This window comes from Candidatus Neomarinimicrobiota bacterium (genome assembly GCA_017656425.1).
GTDB lineage: Bacteria > Fidelibacterota > UBA2242 > UBA2242 > B5-G15 > JACDNV01.
In genome coordinates this window covers 20,999-43,313 of sequence record JACDNV010000009.1, presented here as the reverse complement: position 1 = coordinate 43,313, position 22,315 = coordinate 20,999, and the positions used below count along the sequence as shown (strand labels likewise).

Here is a 22,315-nt window from a genome sequence, read left to right as displayed (position 1 = left end):
ATCTTATTGGAAAGATAGTTGTAACCCACCCATAATCAATAGGATACTTACAACCATAAGACACTATTAACACGCTATTGTTTCTATCATAATTTAGAATAGCTTTCAGTCCTTTTTCACTCAAAAGACATAGCCTTTCAACAGGTGAATCCCATTTATGTTTGCAAGGAAAGCCTTTTTATAATTCATAAAACAAAATAATTTATTGTGTGGAAAATATAATTATATATGTAAACGGAATAAAAATCAGTACAAACAAAAATAAGACAATCTATGATATAGTAAAAGAATCCAGCATATTGCCCGATAACGTACTTTTTATAATAAAAAATGGAGAATATTGTTCATATAACGAATATCCAGAAAATGGAGACGTGATACAAACTGTTGAAGAGTATAATTCGACTGCAAAGAGAATTTATGAAAATACCTGCGCAACCTTATTATATCATGTAGCATCCAAAATTCTTCCGGATAAAAAACTGGTCATCGCTCACAGTATGTCAAATGGTCTATACTGTAAGATCAACTCGGAGACAACCAATATCGAAAAATATATTGAAGCATTGTACAGAGAATTAACCGAGACCATTGCTAAGAACATAAAAATAAACCCCATAAAGGTTTCAAAGAGGGACGCATTAAAATACTTCACAAAAATAGGCAGAAAAGACACCGCAGAATTATTAAAATATTACCCGGAAAATGAAATAAAATTATATGAAATTGAGTCCGTTTTGTACTGGGCTCCTACTCCACTACTATCGTCCACTTCATGTATTAGGAAAGTTGATTTAAAATCATACAAAAGAGGTTTTATAATACGGTATCCAATAGAGGGAGATATAAACATTATCCCTGAATTTACGCCACAGGAAAAACTTTTCGAAATTTTCAACGAACACGAACAATGGGGAGAAATATTAAACTTATCCGATGTTAGCCATATAAATAGGGCAATAAAAAATGGTACTATTGATGAGATAATTAAAATTTCTGAAGCTCTCCATGAAAGAAAAATTGTATTCATAGCAGAAGAGATAAATAGGATAAATGAAGAGAAAAGGGTTGCTTTTATATCAGGCCCATCATCATCGGGTAAAACCACATTTATGAAGAGACTTTATATACAACTACGGGTCTTAGGACACAATATAATAACTATATCTCTTGATAACTATTACAAAGATAGAAAACAACTTATAAAAGAACAGGGAAAAAACCTAAACTTTGAAATCCCTGAAGCCCTCGATCTTGATCTACTTAAAAAACACATCAAAGCTCTGATAACAGGTGAAAAGGTAAAATTACCAAAATTCAATTTTAAGCTTGGAATTAAAGAGTATACCAATGAGGTGAAAGCCTCAAACAATTGTGTAATTCTCATTGAGGGGATACACGGGTTAAATCCAAAAATCACATCGGTAGTGAATAATAAAAACGTATATAAGATTTATATAAGCGCTTTAACACATCTAAATTTTGACAATGCCAACCGAATACCAACCCATGAACTACGTTTAATAAGAAGGATTGTAAGAGACTCAAAATTTAGAAATCATGATGCAGAGGAGACTATACATACCTGGGCAAAGGTAATTGAGGGCGAAAAAAACTTTATCTTCCCTTTTCAGGAAGAAGCTGATGTAATGTTTAACTCATCGCTGGTTTATGAACTGGCTGCTTTAAAGAGATATGCCGTGAATTATTTAAAAAAAATTCCTAAAACAAGCAGTGTCTACCCTGAGGCGAGGAGATTAATGGATATATTAAAATGCTTTCTTACAATAAACGAAAAGCCAGTTCCATCAAACTCAATCTTAAGGGAGTTCATTGGCGGAAGTTCTTTTAAATACTAAAATGGAAGATCTTCATCTCCTTCATCTTCAATTGAGGGGGAAGATTCTGCTTCATCAATAATCTCTTCTTCTTCAATTGCCTTTTCTTTTCCCACAAGACCACCAAGTACCGTAACCTGATCAGCCTGTATTTCAGTCTTGTATCTTTTTAGACCGTCTCTATCTTCCCATTGCCTCGTTAAAAGCTTTCCTTCAACATAAACAAGCTGACCTTTTTTTAGCCATTCAGCAGCCCATTCTGCCGTCTTTCTCCATAACACCACGCTGTGCCATTCAGTTTTTTCTACCCTTTCTCCTTCTTTGTTTTTAAAAACCTCCGTGGTAGCTATCCTTATTTCAGCAACAGCATCTCCACTTGGCATATACCTCAGCTCTGGATCCTTGCCCAGATAACCAACTAGAATAACTTTGTTAATAGTGCCTCTCTGTGCCATTTCTCCCTCCATTTGTTATATAGTTATGAAAATAATATTAATAAAATAAATGAAATGCAACTATTTTATAAAAAACATTCATTTTATATTGAACTTTCCAGCTTGTTTCTAAAAGATAATATTCGATGAGCAAAATTTTTATCTCTTTTAATATTATTTTCTACCCATTTTATTGCATGAACTACTGTCGAATGGTCACGACCACCAAAATATAAACCAATTGTCTTCAGAGATAGATCAGTATATTCTCTGGTCAAATACATGGCTATCATTCTTGCTTCTGCTACTTCTTTTGTTCTAATTTTTCCAATAAGAGAATCAAGGGTAACGTTATACACGCTACAAACGATGTTTTGAATCTGCTCTATAGATATTGACGTATTGATTTTTGATCCAAGGATCTCCTGTAAAACCCGTTTTGTCAATTCCATATCTATATCAACCCTTAAAAGAGATGAATAAGCAAGCAACCTAATTAAAGCCCCTTCTAACTCCCTAACATTCGACTTTATATTTGTAGCTATATATTCAATTACCTCAAAGGATATCTCCAGTCCATCTTCCTCTGCCTTCTTTTGTAAAATGGCAATTCTTGTTTCCAGGTCTGGTGGCTGGATATCAACAACCAAACCCGATTGAAAACGAGAGAGCATCCTGTCATGTAATCCATCTAGTTCCGAAGGTTGCCTATCGGATGTCAAAACAATTTGCTTACCGTGATGATATAGGTCATTGAAAATATGGAAAAACTGCTCCTGCGTTTGTTCTTTATTCTGAAAAAACTGTATATCATCTAAAAGAAGAAGATCAACGCTTCTGTAGTGCTGTGAGAATTCGTTAACCTTATTTTTCTGCACGGCAGTAATAAAATCTAATGTAAAAGCATCACTTGAAATATACACAACCTTCTTAACCCTATTGTTACTCAATACCTCATTTCCAATTGCCTGTAAAAGGTGGGTTTTTCCAAGACCTGTACCACCATATATCACTAAGGGATTAAATGAGTTTTTCCCGGGAGAATTGGCAACAGCAATGGAGGCAGCTTTTGCAAACTGGTTACTACTTCCTTCAACAAAGTTATCAAAGGTATAATATTCATTAATCCTAGAAAAATTTTCAAAATATCCGGATGTTGCGATACTGCTATAATTCTTTTTCTTTTTGTAACTTTTTTCATTAAAACTATCGACGTCTTCTACATTTTCATCAAGGATAATCGTAAAATTAAGTTTGTATGTTCTACCGAAAACAGATTTTATCGCTCTGTCCAGAATATCCTTGAAATGAGTATCAATCCATTCATAGAAAAATTTATTAGGTACCTCTAGGTATATGGTGTTATCATTTACAGCAATTGGTTTTATAGGTACGAACCATGTATTGAAAGTTTGTTCTGATACATAATTTTTGACATATCCAAGCACATTTCCCCAAAATTCCTTAATATCAGAAGTTTTTTCCATATTCCCGCCACAAAGTTATCAACATTAACACATAAACACCAAAAATGGCCATGAAAACGAGCAAAATATAAATTAAAAAATTCATAAAATCACTTACATTTTTAAAACACCCATAACAAACGATACATCAACAACATACCCAAACTCCCTAAGAATATTTTTATAAAAAATTTATAGAAATCATATCTAATTGAAATAACACTTAACCATTTTCCATCATACTTTTCTGTTATTAACAACTTATCAACACTACTTCCATCCACCTCATTACTAAGCTAACAGGATAAAATTAAAAAGCAATAGTTTTCAGTTATTAAGGCTATTTTTTAAAAATTTTTTTACATAAATTTATATCTGTTTTTTGTACAATATCATTTTGGAGTGATAAATGAAAAGGACATACCAACCAAGCATCAGAAAAAGAAAGAATAAACATGGCTTCAGAGCCAGAATGGAAACCAGAGCGGGAAGAAAAATTTTATCAAGGCGAAGGAAAAAGGGGAGAAAAGCCATTTCGGCATAGGCTATCAAAATCTGAGAGAATCCGGGGTAAGAAATTAATCAGCGAGATTCTACATTCTGGAAAAAGAATCAATCTTGGACATTTAATAATATATTATAAAAATTCAGAGAGAAATAAAATTGGAGTATTAATATCTAAAAAAGTAAAAGGTGCTGTGGTTAGAAATAGAATAAAAAGGTTAATAAAAGAAGCATATCGTGTTAACAAATACGAAATAAAAAAGCCCAAACAAATCATTTTTCTTATTAGAAAGTTCAATAATAATTACAGCTTTTCTTATTTTAGTAAAATTATTCGGCAAAGGTTAATAAATGAAGATTTTTAATCATTTAATAATTTTATTAATTAAAACCTATCAAAACTCCCTGTCTCTAATTTTACCCCATTCATGCAGGTTTTATCCAACATGTTCAAATTATACAATTCAAGCATTTAAACAATTAAACTTTTTCAGGGCAGTTTATCTATCATTGACAAGAATAATAAAATGTAACCCCTTTCATCCAGGTGGGTATGACCCTCTACCAAAAAAGGAGAACAAAAAGAATGGATAGAAGAAGCATTATTGGATTTATACTCGTATTTATTATAATCCTGCTTATACCCTATTATTATCAATGGATTGGAAGAACTCAAAAAACACCTGCAAAAATTGCAGACACAACAGGAGTAATTCCCAACCAGAGAGAAGAAAAAATACCACAAGAAACTACTACTAAAAGAACTACGCCCGAGGCGAAAAAGGAAATAACAATAATACAACCAGCCACAACAAAAAATATCAAAGAAGACTCTCTTATAATTGAAAACGACCTATTCATAGCAAAACTTTCAAATCTTGGTGGTGGCATTATTAAAAGTTTTGTTCTTAAAAAATACAAAAGTACTATCAATAATGACACAACACTGGTTAATCTTATCCCTGAAGGAAAAGGTTCCGCTCTATACATCTCATTCATAGATATAAATGGAGATACTCTTAGACTGTTAGAACCCTTTGACTTAAAAAAGATATCAAAAAAATTTGACGAAGATAAACATATCTATTTAAAAGATAAAGATAGTATCGAAATTACGTATGAATTAACAACCGACTATGGTAAAGTAATTAAAAAACTTACCTTCTTCGCTGATAACTATTTATTCCGTATAAAACAAAACCTGAAAGATATAAGGGAAGTCATTGGAAGCGAATTTTACAGCTTAAACTGGGACTGTGGTTTGCCTATAACAGAAAAACTTGTCAAAGACGATTTATATTACTCCGGTTCATACGCATTCTCCGGTGGAGAACTTGATAAACTAACTGTAAAATCAGGTAAAGAGAAAAGAAGCTCTTTTCGAGGCTACATAGACTGGGCTGCTATAAGATCAAAATATTTCTCAACAGCGATAATACCCGTATATCCAGGGACTTATGGATATTCTCTATATGGTAAAAGCTACACTAAGGGAAGGACAGAAATCTGGAAAAAATATCAAATGCAAATAATGTTTCCTGCTGATAAAGAGTCTACAGTAAACATTTACATCGGTCCACTTGACTACTACACTATTAGATCTCTGAATGTCAAACTTGAAAGAATTATGAATTTTGGATTTTCTCCCATTAGACCGATAAGCAAAGCAATACTTGTGCTGTTTATAAAACTCCACAGTTTAATTCCAAACTATGGCGTTGTGCTGATACTATTTTCAATTTTTATCAAAATTATTTTTTATCCGCTTACCAATAAATGGCAAAAGTCTATGAAGCAAATGCAAGAGTTGCAGCCTAAGATAAACGCATTAAGAGAAAAATATAAAAATGACCCTCAGCGCCTACAAGCAGAAACAATGAAACTTTATAAGGAACATAAAATAAATCCCGCTGGTGGATGCCTCCCAATCCTGCTTCAAATGCCAATCCTATGGGCTCTTTTTATTATATTCAGGACAACAATAGAACTCAGACAGGCACCATTCGTACTATGGATAAAAGATCTTTCTAATCCAGATACGATTCTCACTTTACCTTTTTCAATACCTCTGTATGGAAACAGTGTTAACATTTTACCAATAATTATGCTTATTACAACGATTTTTCAGCAAAAGCTCTCTACTATTTCAGCGAATAAACAACAGAGATTACAAACATATCTATTTGCTATAGTCTTCTTCTTCATTTTCAACCAATTTCCTTCGGGTTTGAACCTTTATTATACACTATTCAACATTTTTACTATAATCCAGCAAAAACTTATTACAGACAGACCTAAATAAACTATGTACCAAGGCTATAAAGATACAATTATCGCAATATCTACGCCACCGGGTATAGGCGCAATTTCCATAGTTAGACTTTCAGGAAGTCTCTCTCATCACATAGTAAAAAAAATATTTAAGGCAAAAAAAGATCCTATCTATCCAAGGGTGGCTACTTTTGGAAGAGTTACAGATAACGGACAACCAATTGATGATGTTATCGTGATATTTTATAAAGCTCCACATTCCTATACCGGCGAGGATATGGTCGAAATAAACTGTCATGGTAACCCTTATATTGCCAACAGAATAATTGAATTATGCACCAAGAATGGTGCAAGGCTAGCTGAGCCTGGTGAATTCACAAAAAGGGCTTTTTTAAATGGAAAATTGGAACTAACACAGGCTGAAGCTGTGGCTGACTTAATAAATTCCCTTACAAAAATCTCAAACGAGACAAGCCTCAAAATACTCGAGGGGAAGTTGGGGAATAAGCTCGAAAATATTAAGAAAAAACTTATAGATTTAATTTCTCTTATAGAAATAGAACTTGATTTCCAAGAAGAGAATATAGAAACTATATCGAGAAAGGAATTGTTAAAGAAAATATCAGAAACAAAGAGAGAAATCGAACGATTAACAGAAAGCTATGAATACGGTAAAATAGCACAACATGGAATCACTGTAGCTATCGTAGGACCCCCAAATAGTGGAAAATCCACACTTTTAAACTCGTTCTTAAAAAAAGAAAGAGCAATTACTTCTCCAATACCTGGTACAACAAGAGATTATATTGAAGAATCAATATCAATAAAAGGATATCTTCTGAAGCTCATAGATACCGCCGGAATTCGCCAGACACATGATGACATAGAAAAGGCTGGTATCGAGCAAAGCTACAAAATAGCTAACTCATCTGACACTGTATTATTTGTGGTAGACATAACAAATCCTGGTGATATAAGGTTTGCTATAGAAGAAAAGAACATAAAAATTGATAATGTGATATTTGTTCTAAATAAAACAGATAAAGTCAAAAAGGATAAAATTTGCGACATAGAGAAATTTTTTAATGGTAAAACCTATGCTCTTATATCGGCAAAAACCGGTAAGGGAGTACACGAATTAGGAGTAAAGATAATCGAGAGCATAGAAACAAAAAAGAAACCACAGGCCGACATTATAATAACCAATCAAAGACATTATAAAGAATTAAAAAATGCAAGAAAGTCGCTTAAATCCGCATTACGTCTAATAAAAGATAATATGCCAGCGGAACTGATTTCATCGGAATTGAGGTTCTGTCTGGAACATATAGATAGAATAACGGGTAAAACCACCAGCGATGATATTTTAAATAATATTTTTAGCAAATTCTGTATAGGAAAATAGGAATGTTTCACGTGAAACGGAGAAATGCAGATTACGAAATAATAGTGCTAGGCGGTGGTCATGCTGGTATAGAGGCAGCATTGGCATCGGCACGTCTTGGGCTAAAGACTCTATTAGTTACAATCGACATAAGCGCGATTGCGAGAATGTCATGTAATCCTGCAATTGGGGGACTAGCCAAAGGGCATCTTGTTTCTGAAATTGATGCACTTGGTGGTGAAATGGCGAAAGTAATAGATAAAACTGGCTTGCAATTCCGTGTTCTTAATAAATCAAAAGGTAGGGCTGTATGGTCATTGAGAGCACAGGCAGATAAGATCCAGTATTCCCTCGAGATGATTAAAAGGCTGTTAGAGCAGGAAAATCTAGATCTAATGGAAGATATGGCAGTAAGGGTATTAACTGAAGATAAAAGAGTAATTGGAATTACTACCGAAAAGCATGGCGATATAACATGCAACAGATTGATAATAACTGCAGGAACGTTTCTAAATGGCTTAATACATATTGGCCTTACTCATTTTGAAGGTGGTAGAATAGGAGAAAGGGCAGTAACCGGATTAACTGAATCGCTAATATCTCTTGGAATAAAAGCAGGCAGGCTTAAAACTGGCACACCACCACGTATAAATCGCGATTCTATTGATTTTTCAAAAACAACTCCGCAATATGGTGATGAAAATCCAATCCTTTTCTCATTTCAAACCACTAATTTCAAACCAAAAAATATTCCTTGCTTTATAACATATACAAATAAAACAACACATCAGATTCTTTTCGAATCTCTTGATCGTTCACCACTATATACTGGAGTAATCAAATCTGTCGGACCACGCTACTGTCCAAGCATTGAAGATAAAATAGTACGTTTTAAAGACAAAGATTCTCACCAAATTTTTCTCGAACCAGAATGGGAAAATTCAAACGAAATTTATGTTAACGGTTTTAGCACAAGCCTCCCTATCGATGTCCAGATAAGGGGATTACGAACAATACCTGGTCTTGAGAAAGCAGAAATTATTAAACCTGGTTATGCCATCGAGTATGACTTTTTCCCGGCATTTCAACTTTACAGAACACTTGAATCAAAAATCATTAAAGGATTGTATTTTGCTGGACAGGTTAACGGTACTTCCGGATATGAGGAGGCTGCTGCTCAGGGATTAATTGCCGGAATAAATGCATCTCTCAGTCTAAAAGGTGAGGAACCCTTAATTCTTGATCGATCCGAAGCTTATATTGGAGTACTTATAGATGATCTAATACTAAAAAGTCCAACGGAACCTTACCGAATGTTTACTTCTAGCGCAGAGTATCGATTACTTCTACGGTTTGATAATGCCGACCAGAGATTGGTTGAAAAAGCTGAAAGAATTGGTTTACTTCCTAATAAATTCATAGAGATAACAAAAGAAAAGATGCAAGTTGCTTCTGAAACAATAGCATTCTTAAAACGTCGCTTTTTAAATGAGGAAGAATTTTACCAAATTATTCCAAGAGCGGGTAGAAATACAAAATATACACCTGGGTTATCTATTCATAAGGTTTTAAAAAGACCCGAAATATCTTTTGACCATATCAAAACTTTCATCCCTCAAAATCTCCTAGATAGAATTTTTAAATTTCAAATGCTGGACTTTCATATTGAAACAGAAATAAAGTACGAGGGATACATTAATAGGAGCTATGAAATAATAAATAGCATGAAAGAGTGTGAAAACGCTCTTATCCCCCAGAATCTGAATTACAACAGCATAAATATAATAAGAAAAGAAGCACGTGAAAAATTAAATAAAATAAAGCCAGAAACCCTTAGCCAAGCTTCTAGAATACCAGGTATTCTTCCCTCTGACATAACTTCCCTTATGATCTACCTTAAAAAGATGGGAAAGCTCATTGTTTCACGTGAAACATGAAAGACTGTAAACTATCATCTCTTATCGATTCACTAAAAAAAGAACCATACATAAGAGATATTTTTGATGCTGTCTATTCAAACAAATCAATTTCAGTTTCTAATCTACAAGGTTCAGCATTAGCTCTCACCATAAGTATGCTGATACCTATTTTAAAAAAACCAATTATATTCTTATCTGATAATAATGATGAGCTTGAAAAATTATATAACGACACCCTTAATTTTTTAGATGATAATTCTCCAGTATTTTTCCTCCCGAAGATAAATCTTAATTTTAATTTGGATGCCTTTTTCTATGACCAGGCAGATATTTTAAACTTATATAGATTTATCTCTTTTCTTTATAGTAAATACAATTTTTTTCTTTTTTCACACGTTGAAAATTTAAATCTACTCCTCCCTGATAATAGTTATTTTATAACAAATTCTATAAAAATCTCAATTAATGACATTTTTCCAAGAGATCGTTTAATATCCCATCTGAAAAACTTTGGTTATAAAGAAGTTGATTTTGTTGAAATGCCATTTTCTTTCTCAAAAAGAGGGTATATTTTAGACATATATCCTCCACATTACGATTTCCCTGTAAGAATAGAATATTTCGGAGATGAGATTGTGAGCATCAGATTCTTTTCTCCTGAAAACCAGAAAACCTTTAAATCTCTTAATCTTATTACTATTTATCCCCAAATAAAATCTGATAAAAAACACAAACCTTTTTTCGAATTGCTACCTAAAATTTCACTCCCGATTATAAATCACAAAGAGAGACTATATAACAAAAATTTATCTGAGTTATTAAAGAAATTTAGTACTTTGCTTTTTATTAACGATCTATCCGATGGCGACATTATCTTTCCTTTTGATTATCCAGACGAACCTTTAGGATTTAATAAATTCCTAGACAATCTTTCACGGATTTTTAAAAAAAATTCTAAATCAAGTGTTTTTATCTTCGTGGACTCTGACACACTCTATAATTCTATCTCAAATAATTTGAAAAATTACCAATTTTTTGACAGAATAACATTTATAAGAAAACCAATTAGTGATTGTTTTTTTATACCCCATAAAGACATTTATTTCTATTCTTCTTCCTCCATTTTCTTTAAAAGAAAGAGTACAACACACAGGAAATTGCCCTCTTTCATAGAGAACGAACATTTATCTCCTATTGATTTGGATTCTATTGAATATGGAGACTATATTGTACATATGAATTACGGAATCGGAAAGTTCGAATGTTTAGAAAAAATTAATGCTTTCGGGACCGAGACTGAATGCTTGGTATTAAAATACAAAGGTGGTGATAAGCTATTTGTTCCAATAGACCAACTTAACCTTATTACCAAATATTATGCTTCTGGTAATTTTAAACCCACTCTTACTAAACTTGGTAGTGGCGAATGGGAACGAATCAAAAGTACAACAAAAAAATCAGCAGAAAAATTTGTAAAAGAGCTATTGGAGCTTTACTCTAGAAGGCTCAACTCAAAGGGTTTTCCTTTTTCCCCCGATTCCGATTTACAAATCCAGCTCGAATCCGAATTCCCATTCGAGGAAACACCCGACCAGACGAAAGCTATTGTGGATGTAAAAAAAGATATGGAAAAATCATATCCCATGGATAGACTACTATGCGGGGATGTGGGTTTTGGAAAAACAGAAGTAGCTATACGAGCAGCTTTTAAAGCAGTTATGGATTCTAAACAAGTTGCTGTAATAGTGCCAACTACTATTCTTGCTGAGCAGCATTATAGAACCTTCAGCGAAAGATTAAAAAATTATCCTATTAATATTGCGGTACTTTCTCGATTTACACCATCTAAAGAACAAAAGAGAATTCTTTCTGGTTTGTCATCGGGTACAATCGATATTGTAATCGGCACACATAGGTTACTCTCCAAAGATGTGTTGTTTAAGGACCTCGGATTGGTCATTATAGATGAAGAACATCTCTTTGGAGTAAAACAAAAGGAACATTTTAAAAAAATAAGGCTCAATGTCGATGTCCTTTCATTATCGGCAACTCCAATACCTAGGACACTATACTTATCTCTAATTGGAGCAAAGAATATATCAGTCATAAATACTCCACCAAAATATAGATACCCAATCCACACCGAAATAATAACATTTGATTCAAGTATAATAAAAGAGGCAATACGAAGGGAAATCGATAGAGGAGGTCAGGTTTATTTCGTAACCGATAAAATAATTACAATTGATCCTCTATTTTCAAAATTGAAAATGATACTCCCAAATGTCAGGATCGATTTTATCCATAGTAAGTTGCCTGCAAGAAAAATTGAACAAACAATGCTTGATTTTATAAATAAAAAAATAGATATCCTAATAACAACTCCTATTATTGAAAGTGGTATTGATCTACCAAATGTCAATACTATTTTTATTAACCGCGCTCATAATTTCGGTTTAGCTCAATTGTACCAATTGCGTGGCCGTGTCGGTAGAGGTACAAGAAAGGCATATGCCTATCTTATCGTTAATAATCCTGCACGCCTTACAGATTCAGCTATGAAACGACTCCTTACGTTAAAAAAATTTACATCACTTGGCTCAGGATACCAAATTGCATTAAAGGATATGGAGGTAAGGGGTGCCGGGAATGTATTCGGTGTAGAACAAAGTGGTTTTATCAACGCTGTAGGATATGAATTATACATAAGGATTCTAAAAAGTTGCATTAATGAATTCCAGGATTCAAAATCATTTAACGAAAATTTGATCGATAATAAAACTTCAAATGCCCATACAGAAGTAATTTTTCCATACCCCGCTTACATACCTGATGATTATATAGAAAATGAAGCCTACAGAATATATTATTATAAAAAATTTTCCAATGCAAACTCGCTAGTTGAGGTTGATATGCTATTTAATGATATAAAAGATAAATATGGCAATCCTCGTAGGGAAGTAAAAAACCTTTCTAACTTATTTAAAATCAAGTGTTTGTCCACATCTCTTAATATAAGTAAGATATTAATAAATAAAAACACTGCCACAATTACATTATCTCCCAATTCCATATTATTTAATTTTGATATTAATAATATTTTATATAATCTAACTAATGAACTGCATTTTACTTATAAATTTAGCATGAATGAAAATCATACCTTTATTATTTATAGTAAAAAAGAAATTGTTAATTTATTAATAGATTTCTTGTTAAAACTTCATAATAAACTTAATTTACAATGAATTGCGAGGGTGAGCATGCGAGTCAATTTCATTATATTACTTCTTCTTTTTCTTACTATATTTAATTGTTCTAAGGATAGCGTCCCAAAATATTTTATAGCAAGAATAAATAAAAGTTATATCACTGATGATGACATACCTAATAGCATTTCAAAAGATAAGGAATCCTTGAAGAAATATGTCACGGATTGGATTATAAAAGAAGCTCTATATTTGGAAGCAAAAAAATATCATTTTGATAAAGATGAAAGACTACTCCAAAAGGTCGAGAATTATAAAAAAAGTCTAGTAATAGACGAATTTATAAAATATTTTGTTAACTCCAGGATTAAGATTAGCGAGAATGATATTCGAAAATACTATCTTGAAAATAGAAACAAACTCTTTGTACGTAACTTTGATGAGGCTAAAGTTATACATGTTGTTGTAAAAACATATAGTGAAGCTAAAACAATAAAATCTGCATTTTTATCGAACAATCAAAAAGAACTTGAGAAATTATATAATCAATATAAATTCGAAACAAAAGTTATTAAGCGAGGACAACCCATAATAGAAATTGATAAAACAATTTTTGATACGCCTCCCAGAAGAGTCCTTGGTCCGATTGCAACAGATTATGGGTATCATGTTATCAAAGTTCTTGAACGCAACAGAAAAGGTTCTATCATACCTATTGATGAAGTCAGAGATGAGATTATTCAAAGATTGACCCAAATTAAAATACAAGAATCATATAGCATGTTAGTTGATAGCATTTTAAAAAAGTATAAATATGAAATCAGAATTGAATAATCATTCAAAATCATAAGGGGAGAAATGAAGAGGTACGTCTTTCTGCTTTTAACCTTCATTACAATATACTCACAGGAACTTATTGATGGAATCGCTGCAATTGTTGATGATAACATAATTTTATACAGTGAAGTTGAACAATTAGCAAGACTTAATGCTTCCCAAATGGGTATTAACCCAGAAGTCAACAAAGAAAAATATCAAAAGTTAAGAGAACTTGCCCTGAATGCTCTTATTGAGGATAAAATTCTTGTCGAGCAGGCGAAAATTGAAAGTATCGAAGTATCCGACCGAGAAGTTGAAGAAATGTTAAATCAAAAAATTGAACAAATAATAAAACAGGCAGGTTCCCAGCAGAAAGCTGAGAATTTGCTTGGAGGACCGCTTAATAAAATTAAAAGGGATTATAGACCGATTATTAAAAATATGATACTCGTGCAAAAACTCAAGAGTAAAAAGTTTCAAAACATTACGTTAACAAGACAAGAAGTGGAAAAGTTTTATGAAACATATAAAGATAGCATCCCAGAAATACCCCCGACGTTAGATTTCAGCCATATATTAATTGAGATCAGGCCTGGGAACAAGGAGAATCAGGAAGCTTTGTCTCTTATTGACTCTCTCAGGGAACTTATACTTAATGGGCATGATTTTTCAGAGCTTGCAAAGAAATATTCTGACGATCCTGCAACAGCACCATATGGTGGTGATCTTGGATTTATTCAAAGAGGTGATTTTATAACTTCCTTCGAAGAAGCCGCTTTCTCTTTAGAACCTGATGAAGTAAGTGACATTATAAAAACAGAGCTTGGATACCACATAATACAGTTAGTAGATAGAAAAGGAGAAAAAATAAGGGTTAGACATATTCTAATTAAGCCTAAAATATCTCAGGAAAATATAGAACAAGCAAGAATGAAAATATACAAAATCAAAAAGATGGTCGAGAATAAAGAGATTTCTTTCGATTCGGCTGCATATAAATATAGCGATGATCCTGACGCAAAAATAAATTTCGGCAGAATTGAAAGAATCCCCAAAAATCAAATCAAACAAAAAGAGTTTATTACAATTTTGGATACTCTCAAAGTCGATGAGATTAGTGAACCATTTAGAACAGAGATGGGTTTTCATATATTAAAGCTAAATGGCGTATACAACGATATGTGGATAACTCTGGAACAATACGCTCTCCAATTAAAGCAGATGAATCTTTACCTTAAATGGATCGAGGAACTGAAAAAAAACTTTTATATTGAAATCAAATTGAAATAACACAAAAAGATTGTTAATAATATGTTTATATTTATTCTCTTTTTTTATTTTTCGAGTAAATTTTATTCATACATGCCATATTCACATTTAATTAACATCAAATTAACAAATAAAAAACTCTCAATTAATTATCTTTTAGCGATTAATTCAGAAATCAACAATTCAACAATGTATATAATAAATAACTTGATATAATTTACTTTTTAGAGTTATATTTATATAACAAAAGGGGGTTAATTTATGTATCTAAAAGCTGATAAATATGAATTGTATGAACAAATATTAAAAGTTTCTAAGGTTTCACCCGTTCGTACTTCAATGCCTATTTTAAACTGTATATTAATGACACTAAAAGGAAATACACTTTCCCTTAGATCATCAGATATAGAAATTACAATGAACGTTGATATGGAAGTCAATGGTATCGAAGATGGTAGTGTTGCAGTACCATCAAGACTCTTTACAGAAATAGTTGGTGAACTTGAACCTGGTATTCTATCCATAAAAGCCGATTATGAAGGATTGGTTAAGATAACTACTGAACGTGGTAAGTATGAGATTATGGGAAGGTCTCCCGATGAATTTCCATCTTTGCCAAATGTGAATATACTGCATGAGATAGAATTTGATAGTGAAATTTTAAACAGAATAATAAGAAAGACCATATTTGCTGTTGCAAGGGATGAATTAAAGCCTGCACTTATTGGGGTTTTATTTCAGTTTAAGAATAAAGAGTTAAGAACTGTATCTACAGATGGACATAGGTTAATCTGTCTTAAAAGATTTGACATAAATAAAGAGGATTTCGAAAAGGATATTATTATTCCGAAGAAGTTTTTAAACGTACTTCAAAGCTATTTAAAAGATGGCGAAAAAATAGTACTGTCTATAGGAGACAATCATGTAAAAGCTTCCATTGACAATGCAATAATTTTTTCTAGGCTTATCAATGAACACTTTCCTGATTACGAAAGTGTAGTACCAGTAGATAATGACAAAGTTCTCAAGACCAGTGTTGAAGAATTTTATTCTACAATTAAGAGAGTTTCTATTTTTTCCAATAAGACCACCCATCAGGTTGTTTTAAACCTAAATCCAGATGTTTCTCTTAAGATGAAAGCGTACGATGAAGAAAATAGAAGCTCTGCAGAGGAGGAATTTGATGGAGAGTACTCAGGAGATCCAATAAATATTGGTTTTAATTCTGAATATCTCAAAGAGTTACTTAGAAACATAGATTCACCCAAATTCAATTTTAAGTTCAAAACTCCTACATCTGCGACTATTCTTGAGCCTGATGAAAATACTGATGGAGAGGAATTGTTCATGTTATTGATGCCCATCCGACTGGTTGAAGATTGACTTCCTCTGTTAATTTTTAATGTATATAGAGACATTAAAGCTTATAAATTTTAGAAACTACTTAAATAAGGAATTTGTATTTACCAACGGTGTAAATATTATCATTGGTAAAAACGGAGCAGGTAAGACCAGTATCCTGGAAGCGGTCTACTATCTTGGTATAAATAAAAGTTTTAGAGTTTCAAATGATAAAGAATTAATAAATTTTTCCTCCGATTTTTTCCAGATATTTGGGCATTTTTACAATTCGAAAAATCAAAAAATTTTGGTAAATTTTAACTGCCATGAGAGTATGGGGAAAAAAGCTTTTGTAAATGGAGAAGAACTGGAGAGATTGAGAGATATAGTAGGAAAAATTCCTTTGGTAATATTATCACCAGAACATGAAAATATATGTTCTGGGACACCTTCTTTGAGAAGAAAGTTTGTTGATAGACTTCTTTCTATTGTTGATAATAAATATTTTCAGACGATTATTTCTTACCGAAAAAATATTTTAGAGAGAAATAAAATACTTAAAGGTAAAAGGGAAAAAGGCGATTTTGATTATGACGATTATCTTAGTTTACTGGATGAGAATTTATCAAAAGAGAATTTCCTTATCTACGAAAAGAGAAAAAATTTTTTCAAAAGTTTCAATGTGCTATTAGCGGATATAGGATTACATAGCGGTTGCGATTCTAAATCACTTAAGTTCATTTATAAACAATCAGTAAATACATCAAATGGACTTATTACTTATCATGATTTTTTTAATTCGTTAAGGGATAATTTCAGAAAAGATATTATTTTAACAAGAACGACAACTGGGGTGCATATTGATAGAATAAATATTCTCTATGGAGATAAGGAAATAAAAGATATTGGTTCTCAAGGTGAGCAGAAATCCGCACTGATCTTAATAAAACTTGCAGAAGCTGAATTTATAAAAAGGAAGTTAAGTGAACCACCGATTACTCTGCTCGATGATTTATTTGCCTATCTGGATTATGAACATATGTCAAAAGTTTGTGATATGCTTTTTCCGGATTTCCAGTTTTTAATTACAACTACTGATATCTCTAATTATAATAGGTTTGAAAAATCTCATATCAACAATGTCAAATTGATAGAGGTTTAAAAAAATATAAGGTTTTATGAAAAGTCTAAAACAAGCGATAGATAAGCTAATTTCGAAATATGGATATACAGATGTATTGAAGGGCTATAGACTGATAAGTGATTGGAAGTTGATTGTTGGTGAAGAAATATGGAAACACACAAAACCAATCAGAGTAGACTTTAACAAACTTTTTCTAAAAGTGGATTCACCTGTATGGAGAAATGAACTTTATATCAGGAAAGAGGAGATTATAAATAAGATAAATAGCTTCATGGGTAGTATAATAATAGAGGAGATAATATTCAAGTGAGTGAAGTAAAATTTGATGATTTAACAGAATATAGTGCGAGAACTATTACTGTACTGAAGGGGCTTGAGGCAGTTAGGAAAAGACCTGCTATGTACATAGGAGATACAGGTAAGAGAGGATTACATCACCTCGTATACGAGGTGGTGGATAACTCAATTGATGAGGCTGTGGCGGGATACTGTACGAAGATAGAGGTTAAGGTTTATAACGATCAATCTGTTAGTGTATTGGACAATGGAAGAGGTATACCGACTGATATCCACAGCGAAGTTGGTAAACCTGGTGTCGAAGTTGTTATGACAATGTTACACGCAGGTAGTAAATTTGAGAAAGGTGTCTATAAGATTTCCGGCGGTTTGCATGGAGTTGGTGTTTCGGTTGTAAATGCTCTATCTGAGTGGTTGAAGGTCAAGGTATTCAGAGATGGCAAAATATATTATCAGGAGTATAAAAGAGGCATTCCTGATGACGAGCTTAAAGTGATAGCAAAAACAAGGAAAACTGGTACGTTTATTCACTTTAAACCTGATTCAGGGATTTTCAAAAAAGTTGAATTTGATAATGATGTACTAATAGAGAGATTAAGAGAGCTTGCCTTTTTGAATAAAGGACTGGAGATTATATTTAGAGATGAAAGAATCAATTATGAGGAAGCTTTCCGCTATAAAGGTGGTATTATAGAATTTGTTAAGTTTCTTGATGAGAATAGGCAACCAATTATTTCTAAGCCTATTTATTTAGAGAAGGATCAAAATGGTATTCCTGTTGAAATATCCATGCAATATAATAATTCATATACAGAAAATATTTTAACCTTTGTAAATAATATTAATACAATAGAGGGTGGCACTCATCTTGTTGGGTTTAAGACTGCACTTACAAGAACATTAAACAACTATGTCCAGAAATACAAATTATTCAAAAAAGAAAATTTTACTTTTACAGGTGAAGACGTAAGAGAGGGATTAACTGCTGTTATAAGTATAAAGGTGCCTGAGCCTCAGTTTGAAGGTCAGACCAAGACAAAGCTTGGTAACTCGGAGGTTAAGGGTATAGTTGATTCCGTTGTTTCGGAAGGTTTGGGTGAGTATCTTGAAAAGCATCCTTCGGATGCAAAAAGAATAATTGAGAAGTGTCTGAATGCTGCTAGAACAAGGGAGGCTGCAAGAAAGGCTAAGGAGCTTGCAAGAAGAAAAACGGCGCTGGAAGGTGGTTATCTGCCAGGAAAACTAGCAGATTGTTCATCGAAGGAGCCTCAGTTATGTGAATTGTACTTAGTAGAGGGTGATTCGGCTGGAGGTAGTGCAAAACAAGCAAGAGATAGAAAATATCAAGCTATTTTACCTCTTCGTGGGAAGATTTTAAATGTGGAGAAATCTCGTATAGATAAAGTATTGGGTAATGAAGAGATTAGAACAATAATTACAGCTATTGGGGCAGGTATTGGTGAAGAAGATTTTGATATAGAAAAAATTCGTTACAATAAAATTATTATAATGACTGATGCTGATGTCGATGGAAGCCATATTAGGACACTTCTACTGACATTTTTCTACAGGTACATGCCAGAAATTGTTGAAAATGGGCATGTTTATATTGCTCAACCGCCATTGTACAGGATAGCTTATGGAAAGGAAGTTTATTATGCATATGATGATGATGAAAGAGATGCAATTTTAAAGAGATTGAGTAAAGATGGAAAAAAGTATTCTATTCAGCGATATAAAGGTCTTGGAGAAATGAATCCAGAACAGCTCTGGGAAACTACAATGAATCCGGAGACACGAACCCTCTTACAGGTCACTATTGATGATGCAGCTGCTGCTGATAGGATTTTCTCAATGCTTATGGGGGAAAGTGTAGAACCAAGAAGAAATTTTATTCAAAAAAATGCAAAGTTTGTAAGAAACCTGGATGTGTAAGCTATGAATGATAAATTAAACATTGACTTCAAAAGAGAAAAGATTGTACCTGTAAGTATCGAAGAGGAGATGAAGGGCTCCTATCTTGATTATTCTATGTCTGTAATTGTTGCTAGGGCCCTTCCAGACGTTCGAGACGGACTGAAGCCTGTCCAGAGAAGAATACTTTACGGTATGAGTGAGCTTGGGCTAACATATAATAGACCTACAAGAAAATGTGCAAGGATTGTTGGTGAAGTCCTTGGTAAATATCATCCACATGGTGATAGTGCGGTATATGATGCTTTAGTAAGAATGGCTCAGGACTTTACAATGAGATATCCTCTTGTGGATGGGCAGGGTAATTTTGGCTCCATCGATGGAGATAGTCCGGCCGCGATGCGTTATACTGAGGCGAGACTAACCAGAATTGCTGGCGAGTTATTGAGGGATATTGATAAAAATACGGTTGAATTTGTACCTAACTTTGATGAATCTCTGAAAGAACCATCTGTGCTACCTGCTGCAATACCCAACTTGCTGATGAATGGCTGTAGTGGTATCGCAGTTGGAATGATGACAAATATACCACCACATTCTCTAGATGAGATTGTGGATGCAATAGTTTATCTTGTGGATAGACCCGATTGTACTATTGATGACCTTATGAATTTTGTTAAAGGACCGGATTTTCCGACAGGTGGCTTCATTATGGGTATTGAAGGAATAAAGGAGGCTTACAGGACAGGCAAAGGTGTAATTAAAATAAGGGCGAGAACAAATATTGAAAAATCAAAGGGAGGAAAAGAAAGTATAATAATAACGGAGCTACCTTTTCAGGTAAATAAGGCCTCACTAATTGAAAAAATTGCAAAACTTGTTCAGTCGAAGACCATCGAGGGTATAACTGATATAAGAGATGAATCAGATAGGGATGGAATAAGGGTCGTTATTGAATTAAAGAAAGACGCAGTACCTGAGGTCATACTCAATAGACTTTACTCCCATACCCAGCTGCAGGATAGCTTTGGAATTAATATGTTGGCTCTTGTTGATGGTGTACCAAAATTGTTGAACCTTAAAGAGGTACTGCAGCACTTTATAGATTTCAGGCATGAAATAATAGTAAAAAGAACACGATATGACCTGAATGCTGCAGAGGAAAAAGCTCACATCCTTGAAGGGTTAAAAATAGCACTTGATAATATTGACGAGGTTATAGCAATTATAAAATCTTCAAAGACTGTCGAGGATGCAAGAAATAAATTGATGTCAAGATTTGGACTGTCTGAAAGGCAGTCACAGGCTATACTGGATATGAGATTGCAGAAATTGACCAGTCTGGAGACGGAAAAAGTTGTTAAAGAATATAAGGAGACATTAAAGCTTATAGCAAAATTAAAAGAGATATTGGGCAACAGGTCTTTAAGGATGGAAATACTTAAGCAAGAGCTATTTGAAATAAAAAATACTTATGGAGATGGCAGGAGGACAGAGATTATCGATGATGTTGGAGAGTTTAAGATTGAGGATATGATAGCAGAAGAAGATATGGTCATAACAATAACAAATAATGGATATATTAAAAGGTTTCCCGTTTCTGCCTACAGAAGGCAAAATAGGGGTGGAAGAGGAAGTACAGGTGCTAAAGCAAAAGGAGAAGATTTTGTAAGCAATCTATTTATAGCTTCGACTCACGATTATCTTCTTATATTTACAGATAAAGGAAAATGTTACTGGTTAAAAGTACATGAAATCCCTCAGGCTGGTAGAGCATCAAGGGGTACAGCAATCGTTAATTTAATAGATACTGAGCCAGATGAAGTGGTGAAGGCAGTTTTAAATGTAAAGAATTTTGACGGTGATAGATATGTTTTGATGGTTACGAAAAATGGGCTTGTTAAAAAGACACCACTTGAGAGCTTCAGTAGACCTAGGAGAACCGGTATTAGAGCAATTGTTCTTCAGGATGATGATGACCTTATTGATGTACAGCTTACAAACGGTAATCAGGATATTATCTTAGGTACGGCTTATGGGAAAGCAATAAGATTCAATGAAAAGGATGTTAGGCCCATGGGTAGAAATGCTTCGGGTGTTCTTGGAGTAAAACTCCCAGGTGATGGAAATCGAGTAGTAGGTGTGGTCGTAGTAAGAAGAGAAGGGACTCTCCTCGTTGTTACAGAGAATGGCTATGGCAAGAGGACAAAAATAAGTGACTATCCTATTCAACGTCGTTGTGGTGTAGGAGTGATTACAATGAAGACGACAGTAAGAAATGGAAAAATGATTGCTATGCTTGAAGTCGTTGACAGTGATGACTTAATGATTATCACCGGAAAAGGTGTGTTGATAAGACTCTCTGTTTCTGATATAAGAGTTATTGGCAGGATTACTCAAGGAGTGCGTTTGATAAAACTCGACGAAAATGATAAAATATCAGCTGTAACAAGAGTAATGGAATCGGAAGAGGATTTTGTGGTTGATGAAGGGCAAAGTGAATAAT

The 22,315-nt window shown here is 33.3% G+C and carries 16 protein-coding genes; 14 read left to right on the top strand and 2 right to left on the bottom strand.

Going from position 1 to position 22,315, the window contains the following annotated elements:
• Positions 1-209 precede the first annotated feature (209 nt).
• Positions 210-1,859, top strand: a complete 1,650-nt coding sequence (locus H0Z29_07520) for a nucleoside kinase (protein MBO8131349.1) — start codon at positions 210-212, stop codon at positions 1,857-1,859.
• Here the strand turns inward: H0Z29_07520 and H0Z29_07515 are convergent.
• The gene (locus tag H0Z29_07515) at positions 1,856-2,293 is read right to left on the bottom strand and encodes a single-stranded DNA-binding protein (protein ID MBO8131348.1); all 438 of its coding nucleotides are present in this window, start codon (positions 2,291-2,293) and stop codon (positions 1,856-1,858) included. The two genes, H0Z29_07520 and H0Z29_07515, sit on opposite strands and share 4 nt — an antisense overlap.
• 83 nt (positions 2,294-2,376) lie before the next feature.
• Positions 2,377-3,759 (bottom strand): chromosomal replication initiator protein DnaA, encoded by a 1,383-nt coding sequence (gene dnaA, locus H0Z29_07510; GenBank protein ID MBO8131347.1) that lies wholly within the window; start codon positions 3,757-3,759, stop codon positions 2,377-2,379.
• A 388-nt stretch (positions 3,760-4,147) separates the two neighbouring features.
• Here dnaA and rpmH point away from each other — a divergent pair, with 388 nt between their 5' ends.
• The 13 genes from rpmH (at position 4,148) to gyrA (ending at position 22,314) form a co-directional block, all read left to right on the top strand.
• Entirely contained in the window at positions 4,148-4,282 is a 135-nt protein-coding gene (gene rpmH, locus H0Z29_07505; GenBank protein MBO8131346.1) for a 50S ribosomal protein L34, read from the top strand.
• A 311-nt stretch (positions 4,283-4,593) separates the two neighbouring features.
• Complete coding sequence (gene yidD / locus H0Z29_07500; protein ID MBO8131345.1) at positions 4,594-4,836, top strand: membrane protein insertion efficiency factor YidD; 243 nt, start codon at positions 4,594-4,596, stop codon at positions 4,834-4,836.
• Positions 4,829-6,544: a membrane protein insertase YidC gene (gene yidC / locus H0Z29_07495; GenBank protein ID MBO8131344.1), complete on the top strand. Its 1,716-nt coding sequence runs from the start codon at positions 4,829-4,831 to the stop codon at positions 6,542-6,544. The genes yidD and yidC overlap by 8 nt, the downstream gene beginning before the upstream one ends.
• 3 nt (positions 6,545-6,547) lie before the next feature.
• A complete protein-coding gene (gene mnmE / locus H0Z29_07490) occupies positions 6,548-7,918 on the top strand; it encodes a tRNA uridine-5-carboxymethylaminomethyl(34) synthesis GTPase MnmE (protein ID MBO8131343.1) in 1,371 nt (456 codons plus the stop codon).
• A gap of 2 nt (positions 7,919-7,920) precedes the next feature.
• Positions 7,921-9,834: a tRNA uridine-5-carboxymethylaminomethyl(34) synthesis enzyme MnmG gene (gene mnmG, locus H0Z29_07485; GenBank protein MBO8131342.1), complete on the top strand. Its 1,914-nt coding sequence runs from the start codon at positions 7,921-7,923 to the stop codon at positions 9,832-9,834.
• A complete protein-coding gene (gene mfd / locus H0Z29_07480; protein ID MBO8131341.1) occupies positions 9,831-13,064 on the top strand; it encodes a transcription-repair coupling factor in 3,234 nt (1,077 codons plus the stop codon). Before mnmG ends, mfd begins: the two co-directional genes overlap by 4 nt.
• A 15-nt stretch (positions 13,065-13,079) precedes the next feature.
• Positions 13,080-13,859 carry a peptidyl-prolyl cis-trans isomerase gene (locus H0Z29_07475; protein ID MBO8131340.1) on the top strand — a complete coding sequence of 260 codons (780 nt, stop codon included), beginning with the start codon at positions 13,080-13,082 and terminating at the stop codon, positions 13,857-13,859.
• Positions 13,860-13,883: 24 nt separating this feature from the next.
• The gene (locus H0Z29_07470; protein ID MBO8131339.1) at positions 13,884-15,134 is read left to right on the top strand and encodes a peptidylprolyl isomerase; all 1,251 of its coding nucleotides are present in this window, start codon (positions 13,884-13,886) and stop codon (positions 15,132-15,134) included.
• A gap of 240 nt (positions 15,135-15,374) precedes the next feature.
• A complete protein-coding gene (dnaN, locus tag H0Z29_07465) occupies positions 15,375-16,496 on the top strand; it encodes a DNA polymerase III subunit beta (GenBank protein ID MBO8131338.1) in 1,122 nt (373 codons plus the stop codon).
• Positions 16,497-16,515: 19 nt separating this feature from the next.
• Positions 16,516-17,616, top strand: a complete 1,101-nt coding sequence (gene recF / locus H0Z29_07460; GenBank protein ID MBO8131337.1) for a DNA replication and repair protein RecF — start codon at positions 16,516-16,518, stop codon at positions 17,614-17,616.
• A 16-nt stretch (positions 17,617-17,632) separates the two neighbouring features.
• On the top strand, positions 17,633-17,908 hold the full coding sequence (locus H0Z29_07455) for a DUF721 domain-containing protein (protein ID MBO8131336.1): 276 nt from the start codon (positions 17,633-17,635) through the stop codon (positions 17,906-17,908).
• Positions 17,905-19,830, top strand: coding sequence for a DNA topoisomerase (ATP-hydrolyzing) subunit B (gene gyrB / locus H0Z29_07450; protein MBO8131335.1), 1,926 nt, complete (start codon positions 17,905-17,907; stop codon positions 19,828-19,830). The genes H0Z29_07455 and gyrB overlap by 4 nt, the downstream gene beginning before the upstream one ends.
• Before the next feature lie 3 nt (positions 19,831-19,833).
• The gene (gene gyrA, locus H0Z29_07445; GenBank protein ID MBO8131334.1) at positions 19,834-22,314 is read left to right on the top strand and encodes a DNA gyrase subunit A; all 2,481 of its coding nucleotides are present in this window, start codon (positions 19,834-19,836) and stop codon (positions 22,312-22,314) included.
• Position 22,315 lies beyond the last annotated feature (1 nt).